Origin of the sequence: Kitasatospora sp. NPDC086009, from assembly GCF_044540385.1 — a bacterium.
Taxonomy (GTDB): Bacteria; Actinomycetota; Actinomycetes; order Streptomycetales; family Streptomycetaceae; genus Kitasatospora.
The window spans coordinates 1-15301 of sequence record NZ_JBITSA010000017.1; the positions used below are offsets into that span (position 1 = coordinate 1).

Here is a 15301-nt window from a genome sequence, read left to right on the forward strand (position 1 = left end):
GTTTTCCGCTCCGTTTTCCGGAGTTTCATTCATCGGATTCGCATTCCGTCGCCCCTCTCGGTGCGACTCCGGAACTGTACGGGGACCGGCCCGCCCCATGCAAATCGCCCCCGTCCGGGCATCCGGGCGGGGGCGATCGAAGAGCGGTCGGCCGGCTCGGCGCCGGCTCAACGCCTGCTCAGCGGACCTCGGTGATCTCCGGGCCGCGGGCGAACGGGTCGAGCGCGGCGCCGCCGAAGCGGTTGCTGTCGCTCTCTCCGGCAGCGGCGGCTGCCCCGCCACCGTCGGCCACCATCTGCGCGTCCTCGGGAAGCTTCAGCACGATCGGGTCGCGCGGCGCCATCGGGGTCTCCCCACGGACGACGACGGTCTGCTGGAAGACCTGCTCCAGGATCCCGGCCATCTCCGGCTGCACCGCGGCCTGGCCCGAGATCACACCGCGCAGGAACCAGCGCGGCCCGTCGCAGCCGACGAAGCGCACCAGCTGGACACCCTGCGTGCCGTCCGGCAGCTGCACGGGGACCTGGGCCCGGAGGTGCCAGCCGAGCGGGCCCTCCTCCTCCTCGATGAGGCCGCCCTGCGAGGTGATGCCGTTGGCGATCTCCTCACGGACCTCGCCCCAGATGCCCTCGGACTTGGGAGCCGCGAAGGCCTGGAGCTGGATGGCGCTGTTGCCGAGGACCAGCGTCGCGGCCACGATCGCGTCCCCGGCCACCTCGACGCGCAGTTCCATGCCCTCGACACCGGGGACCAGCAGGCCTCCGAGGTCGACCCGGCCTTCCTCCGGCTGCTCCAGCTCGGAGTGGTCCCACGGACCGTCCGGACGCGGAGCCGGCGGCAGGCCGACCCGCTCCGCCGGGTCCAGTTCGGTCACGTTCTCGCTCTCGGCGGAACCTTCGACGTCATCGGCCGGCTCGTCGGCGCTGATGGCGTCGTCGGCGAGCTGCTCGACAGCGTCCTCGCTCTTCTGGCGACGACGGAACACGGTCACTGTCCTTCCCGGTCCAAGACCGATGCGAATACCTGCTCGGCTTCCTGCGAGGCCGCGGGCAGCCTAGACCGCGGCGTGGCCGCCGGTCGACCCGAACCCGCCCTCGGCTCGTGCCGACCCGGGCAGTTCGGCCACCTCGTGGAAGCGGGCCTTCTCGACCTGCTGGATCACCAGCTGGGCGATCCGGTCCCCTCGGCGGAAGCTGACGGCTTCGCGCGGGTCCAAGTTGACGACGATCACCTTGATCTCTCCACGGTACCCGGCATCGACCGTCCCTGGGGCGTTCACCAGAGCAACTCCGCAACGAGCTGCGAGCCCGGAGCGGGGGTGGACGAACGCCGCGTAGCCGTCCGGCAGCGCGATGGCGATGCCGGTGGGCAGGACGATCCGCTCACCGGGGGCCAGTTCGGCGTCGACGGCGGTCCGCAGATCGGCGCCCGCGTCACCGGGCTGCGCGTACGCGGGCAGCGGCAGCTCGGTGTCGATTCGCCTGATCAGGACGTCTACCGGCGGACGGGGGGTGCTGCTCAAGGGTTCACCTCAAAGGCTCGGGCGCGCTTCATCAGATCAGGGTCGTCGAGGACCTTCTCGATGTCCTCGGGACGACCGTGCTTGGTGAAGTGTTCCAGCTTCACCTGGATGAAGAGTGCCTGGGCGCGGAGCGCGACCGGGCCGTCGGGCCCGCCGATCCGCGCCTCGCCGGCGCTGTAGATCTTCCGGCCGTGCACGCCGGTGATCCAGGCGCGCAGGTGCAGCACGGAGTCGACCGGCACCGGGCAGACGAAGTCGGTCTCCAGCCGGCCGGTGACGGCCGGGGCGTGCAGCAGCCAGTTCAGCGTGCCGAGCGTCTCGTCCATCGCGGTGGTCAGCAGCCCGCCGTGGGCCAGGCCGGGGCCGCCCTGGTGGGCGGAGCGGACGGCGAACTCGGCGGTGACGTCGAGGCCCTGGCCCGCCACCGCGTCGATCCGCAGCCCGCCCGGGTGCTCCGGGCCGCAGCCGAAGCAGTGCTCGTAGTGCGAGCCGAGCCGGGTGCCCGGGGCCGGGGCCTCGGGGGCGCGCGGCGGCAGGACGGCGCCCGGCGGGGGCGTGGTGGGCGAGAGCGGCAGGGGCGGCGCCGGCCGCTCGGACGGGGAGGCTGGGGCTACGGAACCGGTCACGGTTCCCAACCCTACCGACCGGTAGCCGGTCCGGGCCCGGGGGTGCCGTCCGCCGCCGGCCGTAACGGCGACCACAATGGGGGCATGTACGACGAACGCCTCACCGTGCCGCGCTCCTGGTGGTTGCTCCCGGTCGCGATCGGGCTCACGCTCGCATTGATCCTGCTGCGTCTCAGCGCGGTGGGCGCGCTGGTCGGGCTGGTGGTCGGGATCGCCGCCGGCGCCGCCGCGATCAGCAGTTACGGCTCCGCCCGGATCCGGGTGGTGCAGGGTTCCCTGGTGGCCGGCCAGGCCCGGATCCCGGTCGACGCGCTCGGCGCCGCGCAGCCGCTCAGCCCCGCCGAGGCGATGGCCTGGCGCGGCCCGAAGTCGGACCCGCGCGCTTTCATGCTGCTGCGCAGCTACGTCCCGACCGCCCTGCGCGTCGAGGTCAGCGACCCGGCCGACCCGACCCCGTACCTCTACCTGTCGACGCGCTCGCCGATGAAGCTGGCCGAGGCGCTGGACGAGGCCCGGCGCGGCGCCCGCGCCTGACCCGGCTCCGTTCTCCGGACCGGATCCGGCCCGGAGAACGGAGAGGGACGGTTCCGCGATGCGGGACCGTCCCAGATGTCTCCGTACTGCACGAGCTGCTGCCACGCCGCGCAGTGCGCGGTACCGCGCCGGTACGAATCGGCGCGGTACTGCCGGTACGCCCGCCTCGACGGCCGTCGCCGGTACTGCCGTCCGGCCCCGCTGCCCGGGGCCGGAAGGGGCGGTGTGCCGGTCTCACGAGGTTCCGCGAGCCCGGGCCCATGGCCGCCCTGATACTCAGGCGCCGCAGTCCCGGCAGATCGGGTTGCCGTTCTTCTCGCTGTACAGCTGGCTGCGGTGGTGGACCAGGAAGCAGCTCATGCAGGTGAACTCGTCGGCCTGGCGCGGCAGCACCCGGACCGAGAGCTCCTCGTTCGAGAGGTCCGCGCCGGGGAGCTCAAGGCCCTCCGCCGCTTCGAACTCGTCGACGTCGACCGAGCTGGTGCTCTTCTCGTTCCGCCGGGCCTTGAGTTCCTCGATGCTGTCCTCGTTGAGGTCGTCATCGGTCTTGCGTGGGGTGTCGTAGTCAGTTGCCATGTTTTCGCTCTCCCCCTCCGGGTTGTGCGGTGTGTGCGGTATCTCCAGCGCACGTAACGCATGGGGGGCCGGTCTTGTGCCCGACCCGAGGCGGAGATTTTGCCTTACTTCAAGCCCTGTTACTCAATCGACACTCAGCCAGGGGTCCGTTGGAGTGATCCGATCGGGCGCGGGAGGCCTCACGCTGGGCCATCACCGACCGGCGGCCGGACCCGCCCACCGGACACGCTCAGTCATCAGAGGCCTTGCGAGCACTCGATCGTTCCCTTGCCCACCAGGGCTCTCGGCCGATCCGCCCGGACCGGATCGACCCCGAACCCGGTCACGGAACGCAACCGGAGCGGCCTCGACCATGATCACACTCCGAGACCGACCCACCCCGTGGAGCGACACGGTGTGACCTTGCTCACGTTCCGAATCTTCCGGGGCAAACCACGGAAAATCCACCCAACAGGAACGGCCGGGTCCACGGCCCGGCGCGTCCTGCGGTTCGTGTCCGGCTGCTACTGGGCGGCCTTGCGGGCGGCCCGGCGGGCCAGCAGGGCGGCCTGCCGCTCGTCGAACTTGGTCGCCTGCGCGTCCAGCCCCCCGAGGAAGACGCCGAGCTCGTCCTGGGCCCGCAGACCGACCGGACCGAGGCCGCCGACCTCCATCACCTTGAGGTGGCGCAGCACCGGCTGCAGCACGTCGTCGTGGTGGATGCGCAGGTTGTAGACGCCGCCGATGGCGATCTGGGCGGCGGCCCGCTCGAAGCCGGGGATGCCGTGGCCGGGCATCCGGAAGTCGGTGACCACGTCGGCGATCGCGCGCATGGCCTGGTCGGGGGCGATCTCCAGGGCGGCCTTCAGCAGGTTGCGGTAGAAGACCATGTGCAGGTTCTCGTCGTTGGCGATCTTCGCGAGCAGCTGGTCGCAGAGCGGGTCGCCGGCGGAGTGGCCGGTGTTGCGGTGCGAGATCCGGGTGGCCAGCTCCTGGAAGGCCACGTAGGCGACCGAGTGCAGCATGCTGTGCGAGTTGTCGGACTCGAAGCCCTCCGACATGTGGCTCATCCGGGCCCGCTCGAGCTCGTTCGGGTCCACGGCCCGGGTGGCGAGCAGGTAGTCGCGGATGGCTATGCCGTGCCGGCCCTCCTCGGCCGTCCAGCGGTGCACCCAGGTGCCCCAGGCGCCCTCGCGGCCGAACATGGTGGCGATCTCGTGGTGGTAGCTGGGGAGGTTGTCCTCGGTCAGCAGGTTGACCACCAGCGCCACCCGGCCGAGCGGGGTCACCTGCGACTGCTCCAGCGACCAGGGCTCCCCGCCCAGCACACCGTCGAAGTCGCGGCCCTGGCTCCACGGGACGAACTCGTGGGGCATCCAGTCCTTGGCGACCTTCAGGTGGCGGTTGAGCTCGGTCTCCACCACCTCTTCGAGGGCCATGATCAGCCGCGCATCGGTCCAGGCGCTGGAACCGGTCGGGGCGGTGCGCTGCACGGGGGCGATGGTCACGTGTGTTGCTCCAGGGGGACGGGCACGCGCGGGACGGGCGCGTTGGGCGGGCACGTCGGGGACACCGAAGTCGGGACGCACTTACGGTTGCGTAGGTTACGACACCGTAAGTTGCTCGGACCGGAAATGACAAGCCGCCCCCGCCAGGCCTTATGTCGTCTTGACGGGCCTGGCGGGGGCGGCGGGATCGGTCAGCGCACGGAGCGCGGGTCGGACGGGCGGCGCAGCGGGGGCGAGACGGGCCTGTGGGGGTGCTCAGGCCGCCGGGATCCGGACCCGCATGGTCAGGCCGCCACCGGAGCGCGGGGTGGCCTCGATGGTGCCTCCGTGCGCCCGGACCACCGAGCGGACGATGGACAGGCCGAGTCCGACACCCTTGTCGCTGCGGGTGCGGTCGGCGCCCTTGACCCGGCGGAACGGCTCGAAGATGTGCTCCAGCTCGTAGCCGGGGACCACCGGGCCGGTGTTGGACACCACCAGCTCGCCGCCGCCGGGCACCTCGGCGGTGGCGATCTCGACCCAGCCGTCGGCGGAGTTGTAGCGCACGGCGTTCTGCAGCAGGTTGAGCGCGATCCGCTCCAGCAGCACGCCGTTGCCGGAGACCACGGCCGGGTTCAGGGTGGCGCGCAGCTCGACCTCGCGCCGGTCGGCCTCGGCGCGGGTCTGCACCAGGGCGCGGGTGGCGACCTCGGAGAGCTCCACCGGCCGGCGGTCGGTGAGCTCGTTGTCGCTGCGGGCGAGCAGCAGCAGGCCCTCCACCAGTTGCTCGCTGCGCTCGTTGGTGGCCAGCAGGGTCTTGCCGAGCTGCTGGAGGTCGGCCGAGGCGGCCGGGTCGGAGAGCTGGACCTCCAGCAGGGTCCGGTTGATCGCCAGCGGGGTGCGCAGCTCGTGCGAGGCGTTGGCGACGAAGCGGCGCTGGGAGTCGAAGGAGCGGTCCAGCCGGTCGAGCATGTCGTCGAAGGTGTCGGCGAGCTCCTTGAGCTCGTCGTCCGGCCCGTCGAGCTCGATCCGCCGGTGCAGGTCGGACGAGGCCACCTCGCGCGCGGTGCGGGTGATCCGCCCGAGCGGGCGCAGCACCCGGCCGGCCATCGCGTAGCCGGCGGCGAAGGCGATCACGGCGAGGCAGACCAGCACCGTGAGGGCCTTGCGCAGCAGCGTGTTGAGGGCCGCGTTGGAGGCGACCTCGTGCCGGCTGGCGAGGTACTGGTTGAACTGCTCGCTGCTCATCGGCACGCCGTTGACGGTGATGTCCTTGCCGAACAGGAAGGGCGGCGGCTGGACGTCGTGCAGGGCCTGCCGGACGAAGAAGTACATCAGCAGCAGCAGGACGACGCCGGCCATCAGGAACATGCCGCCGTAGAGCAGGGTGAGGCGGATCCGGATGGTCGGGCGGAACGGCAGCCAGGCGAGCATCCCGTCGCCGGGCACGTAGGTGTCACGCGACGCGTGGTGGAGCAGGGGCGCCCGCGGGGCGTGCGCGGGCTTCGGCGGCACGGGCCCGGGCGGTACGGCGCGCGGGCCGCCGGCGGGCGCGCCGGAGGGCCCGCCGGCCGGGGGCGGGGTGGTCATGATCGTCCTCTCGGGGCGTCCGCCGGGGCGGTCGCGTGGTGGGGGTGGGGCCCGCGGGTGTCCGGCCGGAGCCGGTCAGATCCGGTAGCCGGAGCCCGGCACGGTGACGATCACCGGCGGGTCGCCGAGCTTGCGGCGCAGCGTCATCACGGTGACGCGCACGACGTTGGTGAACGGGTCGGTGTGCTCGTCCCAGGCCTTCTCCAGGAGCTGCTCGGCGGAGACCACGGCGCCGCCGGCCCGCATCAGCACCTCCAGGACGGCGAACTCCTTGGGAGCGAGCTGGACGGGCCGCCCGTCGCGGATCACCTCGCGGCGGCCGGGGTCGACGGAGATGCCGGCGCGCTCCAGCACCGGCGGCAGCGGGACGGTCGCGCGGCGGCCCAGCGCCCTTACGCGGGCGACGAGTTCACTGAAGGCGAAGGGCTTGGGGAGGTAGTCGTCCGCACCGATCTCCAGACCCTCGACCCGGTCGCTGATGTCGCCGGAGGCGGTCAGCATGATCACCCGGGTGGCCAGGCCCTGGTCGACCACGCTGCGGCAGACGTCGTCGCCGTGGACCAGTGGCAGGTCCCGGTCGAGCACCACCACGTCGTAGTCGTTGACCGCGATGCGCTGGAGCGCGGCCTCCCCGTCGTACACCACGTCGACGGCCATCGCCTCGCGGCGCAAGCCGGTGGCGACGGCCTCGGCGAGCAGCTGCTCGTCCTCGACGACGAGAACCCGCACGGTCGTTGTCCCTTCTCCAGGCCGGCCCCGGAAGCGGACGCGCGGCTCCGACGGTCCCTCCATCCTGCCTGGTCGTGCGGTAAAGCAGCGATAAGCTGCCCCGGAGGCAGGAGCGCCCGGGGGGGCGCGACCGCCGCCGCGACGACGGCCTCCGTCCCGATTCGTGCCGGGAACACTCCGCTTGGACTGTGACACGGGCAACTTTCTCGCCCGGGGAGGTTTCCCCGACCAGGGGCTGGGGAGGACAGCTGCACACCCGCGATCCGGCTGACGGCCGATCGCACCCACCCGCCGTGCGTTCATCCGCGCCGGCCCTGGGGCTGGGGCGTCACCGGGAGCGGCCGAGGGGCCGTCTCCGCGCCCGACCGGAGATCACGACCTACCGGATCGGACGCTTCCGCTGGCTACCACGATCCTGGGGCGGGGGACGCACGAACGTGCACGTCCGACACAGTAAGGGGGCCCGTATGGACGCCTTCACCGCCGGAATCCTGCAGCGCATAGCCAGCGCCGAGCAGGACCTGCACCGCGCGATCGAGGCCGGGGACGAGTTCCTCGCCGAGGTGGAGCAGTCCGAGCTGGACGACCTCCGCCGACTCGCCGCCGAACACGGCGTCGACACGGTGCTGGAGCGCCACCGCAGCGCTGCCTGACCGACCTGCCGACCCGACGCCGGACTCCGGCACCAGCGGCCCTGTGGGGGCCGTGCGAAACCTCAGGCCCTGGCATTCCCCGTATGCCAGGGCTCTTCGCTGCCCGGACACCGGCCGGGGGGCCGGGTTCCGCACCACCGCGGAATCCGGCCCCCCGGCCGGGGCGGGTCAGTCGGCCCAGGCGCGCAGCCGCGCCAGCCGCTCCTGGAGCGGCTCGTAGACCCCGGGCGCGGCCGCGACGGTCAGCTCGCCGTCCGGCCCCTCGCCGGGGCGGCCGCCGACCAGGGCGCCGGCCTCGGTGGCGATCAGACAGCCGGCCGCGCGGTCCCAGGGGGCCAGTCCGCGCTCGTAGTAGCCGTCCAGGCGCCCGGCCGCGACGTCGCACAGGTCCACGGCGGCGGCGCCGCCGCGCCGGATGTCACGGACTTCCGGCATCAGCGCGAGCAGCACCTCGGCCTGCCGGACGCGCACCGCCTGCACGTAGTTGAAGCCGGTGCCGATCAGCGCCTGCCCCCACGGCGGGGCCGGGCGGGCCGACACCGGCCGGCCGTCCAGCCGGGCGCCCCGGCCCAGCACCGCCTCGAAGAGCTCCCCGCGCGCGGGGGCGTAGACCACGCCGACGACCGCCCGGCCGTCCAGCTCGGCGGCCACGCTGACGGCCCAGGAGGGCAGCCCGTAGAGGTAGTTGACGGTGCCGTCGAGCGGGTCGACGACCCACCGGACCCCGCTGGTGCCGGGCCGCTCGGACCCCTCCTCGCCGAGGTAGCCGTCGTCCGGGCGGCGGGCGGCGATCAGCTCCAGGAGGAGCTTCTCGGAGGCGAGGTCCATCTCGGTCACCACGTCGACCGGGCTGCTCTTGGTGCCCGCGACCCCCAGGTCGGCGGGCCGGCTGTCGCGCAGCAGGGCGCCGGCCCGGCGGGCGGCGTCCAGGGCGACGTCGAGCAGTTCGTCCAGCAGGGCGGCGGGCGGGGCGGCGGGTCCGGGGCTGGGCACGGGGTCTCCTCGGTGCGGGGTCAGCGCTCGGCGGCGGCCGGGCGGGGGGCGCGCGGGTTCGGGCAGCAGGCCACCGCGCACACGTCGTGGCTGGGGCCGAGCGCGCCGAGGGCGCAGCGGGTCACGGGCGCGCCGCGTTCGGCGGCGGCCCGCTCCAGGACCAGTTCCCGCACGGCGGCGGTGAACCGGGGGTCGGCACCGACGGTGGCCGCCCGGGCGACCGGCAGGCCGAGCTCGGCGGCCTTCGCCACCGCCTCGGTGTCCAGGTCGTACTTGACCTCCATGTGGTCGGAGACGAAGCCGATCGGGACCATCACGACGGCGGGCGCGCCCTGCGCGTGCTGCGCCTCCAGGTGGTCGCAGATGTCGGGCTCCAGCCACGGGGTCTGCGGGGCGCCGCTGCGGCTCTGGAAGACCAGCTCCCAGGGGCGGTCGGCGACCCCGGTCCGCTCGGCGACGGCCGCCGCGATCAGCCCGGCGACGTCCAGGTGCTGGGCGACGTACGCGCCGCCCGGCCGGCCCCGGGCCGGGTCGTCCGGTGCGCCGGAGGTCTGCGCCATGGTGTCGGGGACGGAGTGCGTGGTGAACGCCAGCCGGGCACCGGCCCGCACCGCCTCGGGCAGCCGCGCCAGCGCGGCCAGCGTGGCGTCGATCATCGGCTCGACGAAGCCGGGGTGGTTGTAGAAGTGCCGGAGCTTGTCGACCCGGAGTCCGGACAGCCCCTCCTCGGCGAGCCGGGCCAGCGCGTCGGCCAGGTTCTCCCGGTACTGGCGGCAGCCGGAGTAGCCGGCGTAGGCGCTGGTGGCGAGGACGGCGACACGGCGGTGCCCGTCGGTGGCGAGCTCGCGCAGGGTGTCGGTCAGGTAGGGCGCCCAGTTGCGGTTGCCCCAGTAGACCGGGAGGTCCAGCCCGTGCTCGGCGAAGTCCTTGCGCAGCGCGGCGAGCAGCTCGCGGTTCTGCTCGTTGATCGGGCTCACGCCGCCGAACATGAAGTAGTGCTTGCCCACCTCCTTGAGCCGCTCCTTGGGGATGCCGCGTCCCCTGGTGACGTTCTCCAGGAAGGGGACGACGTCCTCGGGGGCCTCGGGCCCGCCGAAGGAGAGCAGTAGCAGGGCGTCGTAGGGAGCGGCCCCGGTGGGTGAGGGATTGCGCACGTCGGACATGGGACCGATCCTGCCATTGAGGGGCCGGACCGCGACGCCGGGATCGCACCGGTGTCCGGAAAATACGGTTTGCCAAGGTACGTAAGCTGTGTAGTCCAGCCTCGTTCCTTACTCCTGCGGAGCTCCCGTGCTGTCCAGCTACCGCCAGATATTCGCCGCCCCCGGCACTCTGGCCTTTTCCACCACCGGCTTCGTCTCCCGGCTCCCGATCTCGATGACCGGCATCGGCATCGTGACCATGCTCTCCCAGCTGAGAGGCTCCTACGGGGTGGCGGGCCTGGTCTCGGCGACGCTGGCGGTGTCCGCGGCCGTGCTCGGGCCGCAGGTCTCCCGGCTGGTGGACCGCCACGGACAGCGCCGGATCGTCCTGCCGGCCACCGCGGTCACCGTGCTGGCCGCCGTCGGCCTGCTGCTCTGCGCCCGGCTGGAGGCACCGGACTGGACGCTGTTCCTCTTCGCCGCGGGGATGGGCGTGATGCCGAGCACCGGCGCGATGGTCCGCGCCCGCTGGGCCCACCTCTACCGGGACGAGGCGCCCAAGCTGCACACCGCGTACTCCTTCGAGGCCGTGGTCGACGAGATCTGTTTCATCGTCGGCCCGATCCTCTCGATCGGCCTGGCCACCGCCGTCTTCCCGGAGGCCGGGGTCCTGCTCGCCGGGCTCTTCCTCATGGTCGGCGTGGTGCTGTTCGCCGGGCAGCGCTCCACCGAGCCCCCGGTCCACCCGGCCGCCCGGCACGCCGGCAGCTCGGTGATCCGCAACCGCGGCCTCCAGGTGCTGATCCTGACCTTCGTCGCGACCGGGGCGATCTTCGGCTCGGTCGAGGTCGTCACCGTCGCCTTCTCCGAGGCCCAGGGCCACAAGTCCGTCGCCAGCGTGATCCTGGCCCTGTGGGCGTTCGGCTCCTGCCTGGCCGGCGTGGTGTTCGGCACCCTCCGGCTCAAGGGCTCGATGGCCGCCCGGTTCTTCGGCGGCGTCCTGTTCATGGCCGTCAGCATGGTGCCGCTGCTGCTGGCCGCCGAGTCCGTGCGGGGCGTGGGCGGACTGATCGCGGTCGGCGCCGCCCTGCTGGTCGCCGGCATCGCCATCTCCCCCACCCTGATCACCGCGATGGCCCTGGTCGAACGGCTCGTCCCGGCCTCCCAGCTCACCGAGGGCATGACCTGGACCACCACCGGGCTCGCCCTCGGCGTCGCCCTCGGCTCCTCGGCCGGCGGCTGGGTGGTGGACGCCTCCGGCGCCGCCGCCGGATACTGGGTGCCGGTGACCGCCGGGGTGTTCGGCGTACTGACCGCCCTGGTCGGCCTGCGGCGCCTCGGAACGGGCCTGGCCGCCGCCTCGGCCGGGCAGCCGGCCGCCGAGACCGTAGACCTCGAACGGTGAACTGACTACTCTCCTGCCTACTCGCGGGTCCTACCCGCGGGTAGGGACACCCGGGCGGCCCCCACCGCCCGGGAGCGCGCCGACACCGTTCGGCCACGGAGCAGGAGGCACCGCATGCCCCAGGCCAGTACCGCACCCCGTACCCGCTGGACCAACTGGGCCGGGAACCAGAGCGCGCACCCCGCCAAGGTGGTCACGCCCGGCACGGCGGAGGAACTGGCCAAGGAGATCACCCGGGCCGCGGACCAGGGGCAGGGCGTCAAGGCGGTCGGCTCCGGCCACTCCTTCACCGCGATCGCCTCGGCCGAGGGCGGCGTCCTGGTCCGCCCCTACGCGATGACCGCCGTCCGCGCCATCGACCGCGAGGCCGGGACCGTCACCGTCGAGGCCGGCCTCCCGCTCTCCCGGCTCAACCGCGTGCTGGCCGCGGCCGGGCTCTCGCTCACCAACATGGGCGACATCGAGGTGCAGACGGTGGCCGGCGCGACCAGCACCGGCACCCACGGCACCGGCCGGGACTCCGGCTCGCTCGCCGCCCAGATCCGCGCGCTGGAGATCGTCCTCGCCGACGGCAGCGTCCGGCACTGCTCGCCCACCGAGGACCCGCGGCTCTTCCACGGCGCCCGGCTCGGCCTCGGCGCCCTCGGCGTGATCACCGCGGTGACCCTCGCCGTCGAACCGGCCTTCCTGCTCACCGCCCACGAGCAGCCGATGCGCTTCGACGAGGTGCTCGACCGGCTCGACGACCTCACCGCGGTGAACGAGCACTTCGAGTTCTACTGGTTCCCGCACACCGACCGCTGCTCCACCAAGCGCAACAACCGCAGCCAGGGTCCGACCGCCCCGCTGCCCCGCTTCAAGAGCTGGCTGGAGGACGACTTCCTCTCCAACACGGTCTGGGAGGGCGCCTGCCGGGTCGGCCGGCGCTTCCCCCGCAGCGTCCCGACCATCGCCTCGCTGGCCAGCCGCGCCTGGTCGGACCGCAGCTACACCGACACCGCCCACAAGGTGTTCACCAGCCCGCGCAAGGTCCGCTTCACCGAGATGGAGTACGCGGTGCCGCGCGAGGAGCTGGCCGGGGTGCTGCGCGAGCTCAAGGCCATGATCGAGCGCTCCGACTGGCGGATCAGCTTCCCCGTCGAGGTCCGGTTCGCCCCCGCCGACGACCTCTGGCTCTCCACCGCGAGCGGCCGGGACACCGCCTACATCGCCGTCCACCTCTACCGGGGCACCGCTGAGCAGGGCTACTTCACCGAGGTGGAGAAGCTGATGACCGCCCACCGGGGCCGGCCGCACTGGGGCAAGCTGCACACCCGCGACGCCGGCTACCTCGCCGAGGTCTACCCGCACTTCGCCGACTTCACCGCGCTGCGCGACGAGGTCGACCCGCGGCGGGTCTTCGGCAACGACTACCTGCGGCGGGTCCTGGGCGCCTGACCGCCCTCAGCCGGCGGCCGGCCCGGTCGGCGCGCCGCTCGGGGCGGGCGGGGCCGGGGTCGCCGACCCGGCCGGCTTCGACGCGCTCCCGGTCGGCGCGGACGACCCGCCGGACGGACCTCCGGACGGACTGGCGGACGGGCTGGCGGACGGACCGGTGGACGGACCCGCGGAGGGCGACCCGGACGGCGTCCCGCTCGGACCCGCCGAGGGCGGGGCCGTACCGCCGCTCCTCGTACTCGGGCTCCCGCCAGGGGTCGCCGGCTCCGAGGCCGCACCATCACTCCCGGCCGACGGCGAGGGCGAAGCACCGCCGGTGCCCCGCGACGGCCCGCCCGAGTGATCGCCCGCCGGCGGGTCGGCCGGCTTGGGGGCGACCGTTCCGCCCAGCGAGGTGCCGCTGCCCGACTCCCCCTTCACCGTCGCCGAGACCGGCTGCCCGGTCGCCAGCTCGAAGGCGAGTATCGGCATCATCGCCAGCACGAAGACCAACGCGGACACCGCCCCGTACGACTTCCAGGTCCAGCGCCGGCGCGCCCGCACCACCCGGGGTTCGTTCCACGCCGGGGAGATCACCGGCGCCCGCGTGTCGGAATCCGGCACCTGGCGCAGCCCGTTCACCACCGGCCCCGGGCCGGTGCGGTCCACCGCCCCGCGCAGTTGCTCACCGGTGCGCCGGAAGAGGTGCTGGAACACCGCACCACCGGTGGTCGCGCCGACGCTGACCACGGCCGCGCCCAGAATGGTTCCGTAGACGCCGAGTTCGGAGGCGAGCAGGGCGCCCACCACGGTGGCCAGCGCACTCGCCGCGACCTGAGCCACACTCAGGTCAATTCGCCTGCGACCTTCCTTGCCGCCCTCCTCGGCGGGCTTCTGCTCCGACATCGACATCCCTCGGTCAGTACGACTGGTCTTCGAACAAGTCACTCCATCTTGCCCAAAGAAGGACACAAGGGTCGAAAATGCGGTTCTGTGCGGGGGATATATGTGAAGATGATCACCGTGCATCGGTCGGCCGTCGGCCATTGGGGGTGCGCGCTCTTGAGATTCCCGTGAATCGCGGGAGACTTGAGCGGCGAGCCGCCCCTTTGGATGCCACGAATGGAGTACTGTTCGTAAAGCCTGAGCCTTGGGTCGACTTGTCGACTGCCTATCAACCGGCAGATTGACGAAGAGCCACGGAACAGGCACGCACGGCGACGCCCGTCCCGGATCGTCGCGTCACTGCGCGTGCGAGGACGGCCGGGACACCCAGGCGCGACGTCGACGGATGACGTGGCAAAAAGGCAACCGTGCCACAGCGGTGTGACCGGGCGTAAGCCCGACACGCCGGGGAACTCAGCAAGGTTGTGGCCAGTCGCGAGCGGGCAGGCCACACTCAGTACGGGAGCAGCGACGCAGGTGACGTCGGCAGGCACCACCCGGGAGGTAACCGTGCCCGAACTGCGGGTTGTGGCCGTCAGCAACGACGGCACACGGCTGGTGCTCAAGGCCGCCGACAGCACGGAGTACACCCTCCCCATCGACGAGCGGCTGCGCGCCGCCATCCGTGGTGACCGTCCACGCCTCGGCCAGATCGAGATCGAGGTCGAGAGCCACCTCCGCCCCAGGGACATCCAGGCGCGGATACGAGCCGGTGCCTCCGCCGAGGAGGTCGCGCAGGCGGCCGGCATCTCCGTGGACCGGGTCCGCCGCTTCGAAGGGCCGGTGCTCGCGGAGCGCGCCTTCATGGCCGAGCGGGCCCGCAAGACCGCGATCCGCCGCCACGGCGAGTCCTCCGGCCCCCAGTTGGGCGAGGCCGTCGCCGAGCGGCTCGCGCTGCGCGGCGCCGAGAAGGACACCGAGCGCTGGGACTCCTGGCGGCGCGACGACGGCACGTGGGAGGTCATCCTCTACTACCGGGCCGACGGCGAGGGCCGCAGCGCGTCCTGGACGTACGACCCGCCGCGGCGCCTGGTCCAGCCGAACGACGACGAGGCCCGCGCGCTGATCGGCGAGAACGTCGAGCGCGAGGAGGAGTCGGTCTTCCCGTTCATCCCGCGGATCGCCCGGCTCCCCCAGGAGCGGCCGCCCCGCCCGATGATCGACCGGCCCTCGGCCGACCGGATCATGTCCTCCCGCGAGGTGCGGGAGTCCCGGGAGGCCACCGCCGAGTCCCGTGACTCGCTGACCAGCCTGCTCGACGTGGTCCCCGCCTTCCGGGGCGACCTCGCGGTCGGCCCCGCCCCGATCGAACCGGTGCCGCCCGTCGAGGTCGCCGAGGAGACCGAGGAGCCCGCCGCCGCGGCCGCACCCGCGGTCGGTGCGGGCTCGGCGTACGCCGACATCCTGATGCCGCGTGCGGTCGCCCCGCACCGGGAGCGGCTGGTGGGCACCACGGACCGGCAGGCCGAGGCGGACGGTGTCCGGCCCGGGCGCCGGGCCACCGTGCCGAGCTGGGACGAGATCGTCTTCGGCAGCCGGCGCAAGAAGCAGGAGTAGGCAGACGTGGAACGAGGGGTGGGGGGGCGGGGGGGGCGCCCCCCCCCCCCCCGGCGGGGGGGGCCCCCCCCGGCGGGGGGGCCCCCCCCCCGCGGGGCGCGGGGCGCGCCCACCCCCACCACCAGCCCCCGGGCCGCGCGGCCGGCC

15 protein-coding genes are annotated in these 15301 nt (G+C 73.1%); 5 read left to right on the plus strand and 10 right to left on the minus strand.

Annotation, left to right across the window (positions count from 1 at the left end; translation table 11 throughout):
• Positions 1 to 178: 178 nt before the first annotated feature.
• From ACIF6L_RS30805 to ACIF6L_RS30815, 3 genes are all read right to left on the minus strand, one after another.
• The gene (locus ACIF6L_RS30805; RefSeq protein WP_329489901.1) at positions 179 to 985 is read right to left on the minus strand and encodes a DUF3710 domain-containing protein; all 807 of its coding nucleotides are present in this window, start codon (positions 983 to 985) and stop codon (positions 179 to 181) included.
• 69 nt (positions 986 to 1054) lie between these two features.
• Positions 1055 to 1522, minus strand: a complete 468-nt coding sequence (gene dut, locus ACIF6L_RS30810; RefSeq protein WP_329489900.1) for a dUTP diphosphatase — start codon at positions 1520 to 1522, stop codon at positions 1055 to 1057.
• Positions 1519 to 2097 carry a PaaI family thioesterase gene (locus tag ACIF6L_RS30815; protein ID WP_359811942.1) on the minus strand — a complete coding sequence of 193 codons (579 nt, stop codon included), beginning with the start codon at positions 2095 to 2097 and terminating at the stop codon, positions 1519 to 1521. The genes dut and ACIF6L_RS30815 overlap by 4 nt, the downstream gene beginning before the upstream one ends.
• A gap of 135 nt (positions 2098 to 2232) precedes the next feature.
• Between ACIF6L_RS30815 and ACIF6L_RS30820 the strand changes: the two genes are divergently transcribed.
• Positions 2233 to 2682, plus strand: coding sequence for a DUF3093 domain-containing protein (locus ACIF6L_RS30820; RefSeq protein ID WP_359811923.1), 450 nt, complete (start codon positions 2233 to 2235; stop codon positions 2680 to 2682).
• Positions 2683 to 2958: 276 nt separating this feature from the next.
• On the opposite strand, the gene ACIF6L_RS30825 is transcribed toward ACIF6L_RS30820, so the two are convergent.
• From ACIF6L_RS30825 to ACIF6L_RS30840, 4 genes are all read right to left on the minus strand, one after another.
• Complete coding sequence (locus ACIF6L_RS30825; protein ID WP_073924890.1) at positions 2959 to 3258, minus strand: DUF4193 domain-containing protein; 300 nt, start codon at positions 3256 to 3258, stop codon at positions 2959 to 2961.
• 503 nt (positions 3259 to 3761) lie between these two features.
• Complete coding sequence (locus tag ACIF6L_RS30830; RefSeq protein WP_329489898.1) at positions 3762 to 4745, minus strand: acyl-ACP desaturase; 984 nt, start codon at positions 4743 to 4745, stop codon at positions 3762 to 3764.
• Positions 4746 to 5000: 255 nt separating this feature from the next.
• A complete protein-coding gene (locus tag ACIF6L_RS30835; protein WP_380388621.1) occupies positions 5001 to 6314 on the minus strand; it encodes a sensor histidine kinase in 1314 nt (437 codons plus the stop codon).
• Positions 6315 to 6389: 75 nt separating this feature from the next.
• Positions 6390 to 7043 carry a response regulator transcription factor gene (locus ACIF6L_RS30840; RefSeq protein WP_329489897.1) on the minus strand — a complete coding sequence of 218 codons (654 nt, stop codon included), beginning with the start codon at positions 7041 to 7043 and terminating at the stop codon, positions 6390 to 6392.
• Between the two features lie 467 nt (positions 7044 to 7510).
• Between ACIF6L_RS30840 and ACIF6L_RS30845 the strand changes: the two genes are divergently transcribed.
• Complete coding sequence (locus ACIF6L_RS30845; RefSeq protein ID WP_352294190.1) at positions 7511 to 7696, plus strand: hypothetical protein; 186 nt, start codon at positions 7511 to 7513, stop codon at positions 7694 to 7696.
• Positions 7697 to 7864: 168 nt separating this feature from the next.
• On the opposite strand, the gene ACIF6L_RS30850 is transcribed toward ACIF6L_RS30845, so the two are convergent.
• The gene (locus ACIF6L_RS30850; protein ID WP_329489895.1) at positions 7865 to 8689 is read right to left on the minus strand and encodes an inositol monophosphatase family protein; all 825 of its coding nucleotides are present in this window, start codon (positions 8687 to 8689) and stop codon (positions 7865 to 7867) included.
• Positions 8690 to 8709: 20 nt separating this feature from the next.
• Positions 8710 to 9852: a ferrochelatase gene (locus ACIF6L_RS30855; protein ID WP_396490850.1), complete on the minus strand. Its 1143-nt coding sequence runs from the start codon at positions 9850 to 9852 to the stop codon at positions 8710 to 8712.
• Between the two features lie 127 nt (positions 9853 to 9979).
• Here ACIF6L_RS30855 and ACIF6L_RS30860 point away from each other — a divergent pair, with 127 nt between their 5' ends.
• Together ACIF6L_RS30860 and ACIF6L_RS30865 are read left to right on the plus strand one after the other, a co-directional pair.
• Entirely contained in the window at positions 9980 to 11236 is a 1257-nt protein-coding gene (locus ACIF6L_RS30860) for an MFS transporter (protein WP_359840082.1), read from the plus strand.
• Between the two features lie 114 nt (positions 11237 to 11350).
• On the plus strand, positions 11351 to 12673 hold the full coding sequence (locus ACIF6L_RS30865; RefSeq protein WP_396490849.1) for a D-arabinono-1,4-lactone oxidase: 1323 nt from the start codon (positions 11351 to 11353) through the stop codon (positions 12671 to 12673).
• Positions 12674 to 12679: 6 nt separating this feature from the next.
• On the opposite strand, the gene ACIF6L_RS30870 is transcribed toward ACIF6L_RS30865, so the two are convergent.
• Entirely contained in the window at positions 12680 to 13558 is an 879-nt protein-coding gene (locus tag ACIF6L_RS30870) for a hypothetical protein (protein WP_396490848.1), read from the minus strand.
• 516 nt (positions 13559 to 14074) lie between these two features.
• Here ACIF6L_RS30870 and sepH point away from each other — a divergent pair.
• Positions 14075 to 15154: a septation protein SepH gene (gene sepH / locus ACIF6L_RS30875; protein WP_352294203.1), complete on the plus strand. Its 1080-nt coding sequence runs from the start codon at positions 14075 to 14077 to the stop codon at positions 15152 to 15154.
• Positions 15155 to 15301 lie beyond the last annotated feature (147 nt).